Raw genomic sequence first — 8105 nt, 5'->3', positions numbered from 1 at the left:
TAAACTGCTGCTGTTCGTCCAATTTTTCTAATAGCTGTTTATTAAGAGTTTCCAGCCGTTCTTGCCGTTTTAGTATATCGGTTAATAGAGCTGAATCCGTGTGTGAAAGGACGTTCGTCTCTGGAACGCCCCTCGTTCGACCTTCTGAATTATCCATTGATGTTACAAGGTTTGCCGCACTTTCAACCGTCATCCCCTTCGACTGAATAAGGTCTTTTAGCCGTCTCAGGTTCGCCAAGTCTCGTTCTACGAATGCGCGACTTCCGTTCGTCCCCTTGGTAAATGTATAATCATTTTTCTCAAGCTGAATACACCATTTACGCAGCGTACTTTCGGCTATTTGAAGAATATCAGCCACTTCCTTAGTCCAAAATGCATTCTCTTGTGTCAATCCGTTCCCCCCGTTCCGTACCCGTTCGAATCTCTTGGTATAATAACAATAACAGATAAAGATCAAAAATGTTAATTTATATAAGTGGATAGACACCGTTTCATTGTATTTTCGAAAGTAAGAAAATCACCCTTGAAAGGGGAACTGGAATCATGGATAAAAAAATCTCTGAACACCTAAAAACAGCAACGGAACTTTTCTTCGAACCTGCGCCAATAAAGGAACCTGAGGAAGAACGAGAGGAACCCATCTTTCAGAATGAGGACGAAGCGGAGAGAAAAAGAAAAGTCTATCAATGCAACTGTTGCGGGCGAACGTTCACGGAAAAGGGCGATATAGATTTTACCTCGAATCTCTTTCATGATTTTGCGGCTTATACAGGTTACAGCAGCCCGCTCGATGATGAAAAGATAGAGTTTATGCTATGCGAACGCTGTTTGATGGACATTTTCCGAGGATTCAAGCATCAGCCGATTGTTCACGGTCAAAACGTTGTCGAATGGTATGACCAAGTAAAAGAGGGGTACTACGAGGAACTAGACGAATTAGAAAGGCGCTAAAAAGCGTCTTTTTTTACACCTCTTTAGCGTGTAACTAGCGTTAAGGAGGTGATAGCGCATGCAACGCTTTTCAAAGAGTAAGCCGAAAAAAAGCCAAGAAGCGGAGCGGCTCTTTTTAAGGGAACTGGTCTTCCCTGTTCTGAAAAGGGCACTGGTCAAGCTTCTTGACTGGCTTTTCAATGTTTATTTTAAGTAACAGAACAGGCAAATATACCTGTTCAGCAAGGAAAAAGCCCTTCCGTACTGGTCTACGGTTGGGCTTTTTCACGCATGCAACGCTTTTTGATATTTCGATTATACCATGACAAATCAGAAGGATCATGTAGGTTAAATCATTTTACGTTTCAATCAACTAGCTTCTTTTTTCTTGTTCTTAAAATGTTAACAATGACTGAAATGCAAGATAAAATACCAAAGCCTAAGTATATATTTTTGTAGTGGCCATTAGAAGCTACTATGAATAACAGAATAGCTCCTGCAATAATCGCAATGTAAAAGTAGGTCTTGTATTTTCCTGCAATTTTAGCTGTCAATGCGATAATTGCAAACAAGAACAAAAATATTAACAACTGAAAGGTTATTAGCATGCATGTTCAACCCCCATTATCTTTTATATGCATATGCAGATGGTGGAGTCCACTTAAATACTAAAACTGATCCTCTACTGCTCGTGTGATCTCTCAATTGAGTGTATAAGTAGTAATCGCCAACTGACATGATGACCATAGAAATTGATCCTGAAATAGGTCCTCCTAGCCATCCAAATATAGTAACAATTATACCCCATCCAAAGGAGTCGTCCTGAAACATATTTGCATATTTGTTCGATTCACTTTTACTTAAGTACCATCTTATGCCCCACCAATATTTGTTAACAGTATAATTTGCGTGGAACATTCCTTGGCTATTGGAAGTGCTTTGCGTGGATATAACTTGTTTATTTTTTTGATCAAGCTTTATATATCCTGAGCTTACTGCATTATTTATATTGTCTATTCCTGTTTTATAGTAGTTGTAAATATATGGATCAACTTTAGATGCCGCCTTTTCTGAAAGCGAAAGAACTCCATCTTTATAAACAATGTACTTATCCATAAGTTTAGCTGAGTCTAGAATTTTTAGTGTTTGTTTCTCACTATACTGATTTCCGACTCCATTAACGTTTAACATATTATCCGATACTTGAGATGGATCAGTTGGTACCGTTTGAATAGGTGATGATACCTTAGTGGCTGCATGAGCTTGAGTAGTAGTTGATAGTCCAAATAATGGCACTAATAATACTGCTGCCATAAACGTAATAAATAACTTTTTCAAGATAATTCCTCCGTTTGCTTTGAAATATTAACGATGTAGTGATAGGAAATGTAAAACAGTAATTGAAAATAGTGTGATGTGAATATTCGTGAAGAGGGGTGTTAAAAAAGATTACAGTTAGCGTGGATTATGCAGGTAGTTTTGGTATTTTCACCTCTATTAATCTATGAAATTGATCTAATAATAACATAAATAACTGGATATTGTTGGAATGATTAAAAACTTTTTTGCACTGGTCTTTCCATATTTACTAGTGGGAATAGATAAAGGACGCTAAGAGAGCGTCCCTTTTTGTGGTCTCATAAGGATAGCGAACGGTGTAGGATCACCGCTCCATATCCCACCCCCGTTCATGTTCTCGGCTACGTTCCTTCTCAAACGTCCAACCTCTTTTTTCTTGGCGGTCATAGTAGGCTTTGAGGTTATCTATTTTTTGCTGACTATTTTCAATGTCTGAAATTCGATAAACCCCTGCTTCTCTTAGGGCGTCTCCTACTTGACGACATGTAGCGTAAAGGGATTCATACTGCTTCTCGCCACGTTCTGTCAGGTTGTGACGGTCATGCTCAGGTTTGTATTTTTGGAATTCTGCATACTGCTCTTTGTAAATGCCGTAAATCTTGTTAATCGCTTCTTGGCGTTTTTCGAGGTGACTAATCACGCCTTGGGTTAAATTACGGTCAGGAAGCTTCTGAGACAGTATGAAATCATGCTGCTTGTCGAGTGCTTGGCGTGCTTTGATCAGTGTGTTTTTTTGGACAATAGCGTCCCACTTCTTATTTTCAACGGCTTGAGAAGTCTTGTAGACCTTCTCTTTCACCTGTTTATAGTCGGATTCTGTGTGGAAATTCCACTTGTCCGCATAGGGTTTAATGGTCGTATTAATGTCCGCAATCGCTTGTTTTTCAAGAGAAATGCGACTTTCAAGACTAGCGATCTTTTCGTTTTTCTCTCTTTGCTTAAATAAGCCGTAACGTGTGTTTTTCGTGGTTGCGAGTTCATATTCTGCTGACCGTATTCTTGACTCAGCATAGCCAATCTCTCTAAATTTCTCGTCAAGTCGCCTGAAGGTTTCTTGAACGCTTCGAACCTCTTTCATGCCAATATCGCAACCGTTGATTTCCTCTTGCTTGTTTTGAATGGCTTCACTTAGGTTTTCCCTCGTGGGTTCTTTGCCTAGAATTTGAGCGGCACTGTTCAGATTCAGCTTGTCTTTAGCGGTCAATAAGCGGTCGGCTTGTTGCTGTAAAATCGCTTGACGCTCTTTCAAAGCTTGCTGTTTCAGTGCTTCTTGCTGTGCTTTCTGCTGTTCAGCCCTTGCCTTTTCGAGTGCGGCTTTCTGTTCTCGGAATTGCGCCAGGCTTACCACGTTTTGATTATGTTCCTGGACAGTTCGGTTAATGTCTCCCCGATCGGTAGCGATTCCCTTCTCTTCCATTTCTGCGGCAACATGCCCTAAATGCACGGTTGGTAAGGTCTCAAGACCACGGTCTTTATTGGATTCGTGCGTGATGCGTTCACTTCTGCCGGCACGTTCAAGTGCATGGTTCGCATGTTCGGACCAATGTTCACGCCATTCTTGCAAAAGGTCTTTGCTGTTCCAATCACGGTTCTTTTTCGTAAAGCCATTTTCGTCTATTTCACGAGTAGTCAGCATGACATGAGCGTGCGGATTCTCGGGATCGTCCCTGTGAATCGCCACATCTGCAATCATGCCTTTGTCGACAAATTCATTTTGCACATAATCTTTGATTAACTGGTGCTGTTCATCTGCGCTCAACTCTTTCGGCAAAGCAACGTTAAACTCACGGGCAAGCTGTGAGTTCTTACGTGTCTCGCTTTGCTCAACAGCATTCCATAGCTTTTGTCGGTTATGCACCCAATCAGGGGCATTGTTCGGAGCGAGTATCATTGTCTCGGGACGAACATCACGCTTATAAAATTTCGTTTCGCCGTATCGGTCATCTTCTAGCTTATCGCCCGAACGATAAGCGGCGGCGGCAATGGCAGACTGCCCCTTGCCACGAGAAATGAGCGAAGCTGAGAAATGATAAATTGCCATAAGCGTGAGCCGTCCTTTCTATTAGTCTTTTGAATTTGATTGACAAAAGCCGACTTTCCGAAGGAAACGGCTTTTGTCAATCTTGCCGAAGGCAAAGGATTTTTTCTTTTGTTTGCGAAGCAAACCGAACGACAAACGAAGTTTGTATAAGTGCGCCCTTAGTCAAATTTCGCCTAATGGAATTGTAGCACAAAACTACAATTCCGGGGCGAAATTTGACTACTCATGCGCCACATTTTGGATTACAATAGAGACAAAAGGCGGAGAATGGAGCAAAAAGAAATGGTGAAAAAAAGCGAAGAAGATAAATTAATTGAACTAGAAAAAAAGATTAAACAAATGCAAGCAAAGAAACAACAGCTTGCCACGATAGTGAAGCAAAAGGAGAGAAAGGCAAGAACAAAAAGGCTCATTGAAGTAGGGGCAATTTTCGAAAGCTATTTTGAGATTGAGGGCAAAGACCAAGCAGAAACGATTGCCAAAAAGATTCAAGCAACAGTTAAAGCCCAAAAAGGAAAATGGCTGAATGAAAAGAAGGATATATATAAACCAAAGGACGAATCAGTTTTAATTAAAGAAAAACAAAAGGGGTAATTATATGGCTCCCGATAAACTAGAAGATGCCTTGAAATATGCCAAGCATCAACTCTACTTAGAAGGTATACCCTTAACTAACGAAGATGAAGAAGCGGTAAGGGCTGTCTTGAGTGGTAAGCTGACAATGAAAAAACTTATAGAAAGTCTGAGAAACATATGACACTTTTAAAATCATACGAGGTTCTAGGAACGGATCTGCCGATTCTGCAGGAACGTCAGGACGATCAGCTGACACTTGCTGAAATCGTCCACTGTGGGGCTGATATAAGCCGTTTAGAGCGTGTTGGATACATTCTTAGAATAATTGACCGAAAAGCCTTTTATGAGCCTGTGTATGGCTTTCAAAAGCCAATAACGAAGTCTTATGGAAAAGTTATATCCTTCTCTAAGGATCTCAGACGCTCGTAGAGCGATTTTGAGAAACCCCACTTACTGAAATCAATAAAAACTATTAAAATCCCTTAGAAACGCTCCTAGAGGCCTGTTTACTAATGTACGTTTTGCAAAGTTTAAAATGAAGTCTCTAACTTTCTACCGGGTTCTGAACCAGAACCCCCAATGTTTTTGTCTTTTAAATCTTTTAAACCCCATAAGGGGGAGCGCGGCACGCGCACATATAATATCTTTTAAAAGATATTTAAAGATATTTAAAGACTATTTAATTATTTAAGAGAGGGCGCGAACCTTACAGTCACAAGGGTTTGAAAGTTTAAAAGCGACTTTTGGTACGATAAAAGCGACTTTTGGTACGGTTAAAAGCGACTTTTGGTACGGTTAAAGCGACTTTTGGTACGATAAAAGCGACTAAAAATAGGTAAAATCCAAAAAAGTCTCTAATATTAAAAGCGACCAGAAGTACGGTTAATTATACGAATAAAAAGCGACCAGAAGTACGGTCCGAAAATCCCTTTATATAAATATATTTTTTTGCACAAATATAGATAATTACATAAAAAAGCGACCTAAAATTTAATTCAACAAAAAAGTCGCTTTACGTTATAATATAGGCAATGAAAAGCGGAAATGAGGGCAGGAAATGGCGCGGAAAATTGATGAACTTTTAATGTGTAAGAGTGAAGAATTTGAGATTAAACAGTCAAGAAACTTTGAAGTAGTTAAGGCTAATGCTCTGATTCAAAAAACGCGCTATGACTTAACTTTGCAGGAACAAAAATTAATTCTGTTTGTGATTCAAAAGATTAAGCCCGGAGACCAAGAATTTAAGCAGTACACGTTTTCGATACAAGATTATTGCAAAATCTGCGAAATAGATTATGACAACGGAAAAAACTATCAGAATATCAAAAAAGCTTTGTTAAAGCTGAGGAACAAGGGATTTTGGATGAAAATGGATAACGGTTCAGAAGTCACCATGAGTTGGCTCTCCAAAGTCCGTATATGGCAACGCAAAGGTACGATAGACGTACAATTGGACAATGACTTGAAGCCTTATTTGCTCGACTTAAAAGAGTTTTTCACAAAGTACAAGTATTTGTACGTCATGAGCATGCGGAGTAGTTATAGTATCCGGCTTTATGAGTACCTGAAGTCGGTTGAAAATCAGCATGGAATCATTCTGACGGTAGATGAAATTAGAGAAATACTTGGTATTGGTGAAAAAAAGCTGACGAAATGGTATGACATAAGGCGCAAGGTGATTGACCAAGCACAAAAGGAAATAAACGACCTGACCGACATTATGTTCAAGTACCAAACGCTGAAACAAGGCCGAAGCGTGCATGAAGTGGCATTCCATGTGTTCACAAAAGATGATAAAACTAAAACGATCGCCCAGAAGCGCGTAGAAAAACGCTTAAAGAGAGTTAAAGACGAATATCCTTTTTAATTTGAGAACGGATTTGGTTGATTCAACCGTTTCTAATTTAGTCAATTGCCTATCTTAAAAGAATTTTTACAGTTTCCGATTGGGTTAATTCAACCCAATCGGAAACTGAGTAGATTATGGATGCAGCAAGATGACGACACAGAGACGCTGATGCGGTGGGTTGATATAAGGAACTATGTTATCGATCAGGCACAAAAAGAGATCCCTTATAAAACATGGATTAGATTGATTCAACCCAGTCCGAAGCAAACTATAAAAAGAGTTGGTATAAAACATATTATGATGAACCATGGGTATTAACTAAATAAATCGTATAAGGTGTGATTGGGTACATGTCTAAAAAAACAAAAATTGTTCTTTCGAGTATATTGGTTGTTTTATTAATTGCCATAGGTGGGGCATGGTTTTATCTAAATGCATGGATCGAACATAATGGAAATCGGTCTTTAGATGAAGAACCACATGGCAAACTTGTTGAAAAATTAGATTCCCCAACTCACACTTATACAGCACGTATTTATAATGTTCCTAGTATTGAAAAGACTTCTGTTAGAGTGGAAATACTTTTTAATAAGGCTAATAAAAAGCCTAAAACTATATATTATGAGTATGATCGTAGTTATCCTGATCCAGATAGTAATATCAAGTGGTTCAAAAATGATGTTATTGATATATATGGTCATCGTTTGAACGTGCTGAGAGATACATATAATTGGCAAAAAGATCCGAATTGGGATAAAGAAAGAGATCAGTAATACTTTTATTCAAAAAGTCTAACCTGTGCTGAGCATTGGATAGATTTTTTCTTTTTTTTGGAGACGGTAGGTTTAGATAAATCCAGAATGGATGAGTTATTTCAAAAGGCGTTCCTGTTCCCCGAACGCCTTTTTCTTGCATGAGTAGGGATTTTGGATCCGAATGGCTTGGCTGCAATAATAATCTCATTTTATTTACTACGTAAAAACTTAATTTGACGAAGTAAATGCCATAAACACCGCTGTTAAGCCATTTTTTAAGTCTTTCTTTTGCCGATTGAAGTATTATTTTGTCTGTACCACTCAAGAAATCGCTTTCTTTTTATGGAAATAGTACAGTTGGGTCTCATTCAGACGAAAAGAGCCGGCCAAAAAAGCCCTTTTTCTTCTTTCGCTGCTCAGCTGATGCAGCCAATAACTGTTGATTTTTTCGGATTTCCTGAATGGCAAAATTCATTTTTTGATCTCGATCTGCTAAAGTCTTACTGATAAACTGCTGCTGTTCGTCCAATTTTTCTAATAGCTGTTTATTAAGAGTTTCCAGCCGTTCTTGCCGTTTTAGTATATCGGTTAATAG

At 38.9% G+C, this 8105-nt stretch carries 10 protein-coding genes and 1 pseudogene; 7 read left to right on the top strand and 4 right to left on the bottom strand.

Annotated elements, in window-relative coordinates; translation table 11 throughout:
- Positions 1–391 (bottom strand): MerR family transcriptional regulator (locus P343_RS36210; RefSeq protein ID WP_023511817.1); only part of this gene is annotated, 391 nt, incomplete at its 3' end.
- 152 nt (positions 392–543) lie between these two features.
- Here P343_RS36210 and P343_RS0119365 point away from each other — a divergent pair.
- Entirely contained in the window at positions 544–951 is a 408-nt protein-coding gene (locus P343_RS0119365; protein ID WP_023511816.1) for a hypothetical protein, read from the top strand.
- Between the two features lie 58 nt (positions 952–1009).
- Positions 1010–1147 (top strand): hypothetical protein, encoded by a 138-nt coding sequence (locus tag P343_RS37310; RefSeq protein ID WP_023511815.1) that lies wholly within the window; start codon positions 1010–1012, stop codon positions 1145–1147.
- Positions 1148–1554: 407 nt separating this feature from the next.
- Here P343_RS37310 and P343_RS0119360 read toward each other — a convergent pair whose 3' ends face one another.
- Both P343_RS0119360 and mobQ read right to left on the bottom strand, forming a co-directional pair.
- Entirely contained in the window at positions 1555–2268 is a 714-nt protein-coding gene (locus P343_RS0119360) for a hypothetical protein (RefSeq protein WP_023511813.1), read from the bottom strand.
- A gap of 325 nt (positions 2269–2593) precedes the next feature.
- Positions 2594–4330 carry a MobQ family relaxase gene (gene mobQ / locus P343_RS36535; protein WP_023511812.1) on the bottom strand — a complete coding sequence of 579 codons (1737 nt, stop codon included), beginning with the start codon at positions 4328–4330 and terminating at the stop codon, positions 2594–2596.
- 267 nt (positions 4331–4597) lie between these two features.
- Here mobQ and P343_RS36530 point away from each other — a divergent pair, with 267 nt between their 5' ends.
- The 5 genes from P343_RS36530 to P343_RS36175 all read left to right on the top strand — a co-directional run bounded on the left by P343_RS36530 (position 4598) and on the right by P343_RS36175 (position 7528).
- Positions 4598–4924, top strand: coding sequence for a hypothetical protein (locus tag P343_RS36530; protein WP_023511811.1), 327 nt, complete (start codon positions 4598–4600; stop codon positions 4922–4924).
- A gap of 4 nt (positions 4925–4928) precedes the next feature.
- Positions 4929–5087: a hypothetical protein gene (locus P343_RS37305; protein ID WP_023511810.1), complete on the top strand. Its 159-nt coding sequence runs from the start codon at positions 4929–4931 to the stop codon at positions 5085–5087.
- On the top strand, positions 5084–5335 hold the full coding sequence (locus tag P343_RS36190) for a hypothetical protein (protein ID WP_023511809.1): 252 nt from the start codon (positions 5084–5086) through the stop codon (positions 5333–5335). The genes P343_RS37305 and P343_RS36190 overlap by 4 nt, the downstream gene beginning before the upstream one ends.
- A 628-nt stretch (positions 5336–5963) precedes the next feature.
- Positions 5964–6773, top strand: coding sequence for a replication initiation protein (locus P343_RS36185; protein ID WP_023511808.1), 810 nt, complete (start codon positions 5964–5966; stop codon positions 6771–6773).
- 332 nt (positions 6774–7105) lie between these two features.
- Positions 7106–7528, top strand: coding sequence for a DUF5412 family protein (locus tag P343_RS36175; protein WP_023511806.1), 423 nt, complete (start codon positions 7106–7108; stop codon positions 7526–7528).
- Positions 7529–7874: 346 nt separating this feature from the next.
- Here P343_RS36175 and P343_RS37300 read toward each other — a convergent pair.
- Positions 7875–8105, bottom strand: a pseudogene (locus P343_RS37300) (hypothetical protein); the annotation flags it as partial.

The sequence above is a fragment of the Sporolactobacillus laevolacticus DSM 442 genome, from assembly GCF_000497245.1.
Lineage (GTDB): Bacteria > Bacillota > Bacilli > Bacillales > Sporolactobacillaceae > Sporolactobacillus > Sporolactobacillus laevolacticus.
Note: the sequence above shows the minus strand (reverse complement) of the source record. Positions and strands in the feature narration are given on the sequence as shown.

Bases quoted from the DNA above. Each gene is read 5' to 3' on its own strand.
- P343_RS0119365 (WP_023511816.1), top strand. From the start codon at position 544: ATGGATAAAAAAATCTCTGAACACCTAAAAACAGCAACGGAACTTTTC.
- P343_RS37310 (WP_023511815.1), top strand. From the start codon at position 1,010: ATGCAACGCTTTTCAAAGAGTAAGCCGAAAAAAAGCCAAGAAGCGGAG.
- mobQ (WP_023511812.1), bottom strand. From the start codon at position 4,330: ATGGCAATTTATCATTTCTCAGCTTCGCTCATTTCTCGTGGCAAGGGG.
- P343_RS36530 (WP_023511811.1), top strand. From the start codon at position 4,598: ATGGAGCAAAAAGAAATGGTGAAAAAAAGCGAAGAAGATAAATTAATT.
- P343_RS37305 (WP_023511810.1), top strand. From the start codon at position 4,929: ATGGCTCCCGATAAACTAGAAGATGCCTTGAAATATGCCAAGCATCAA.
- P343_RS36190 (WP_023511809.1), top strand. From the start codon at position 5,084: ATGACACTTTTAAAATCATACGAGGTTCTAGGAACGGATCTGCCGATT.
- P343_RS36185 (WP_023511808.1), top strand. From the start codon at position 5,964: ATGGCGCGGAAAATTGATGAACTTTTAATGTGTAAGAGTGAAGAATTT.
- P343_RS36175 (WP_023511806.1), top strand. From the start codon at position 7,106: ATGTCTAAAAAAACAAAAATTGTTCTTTCGAGTATATTGGTTGTTTTA.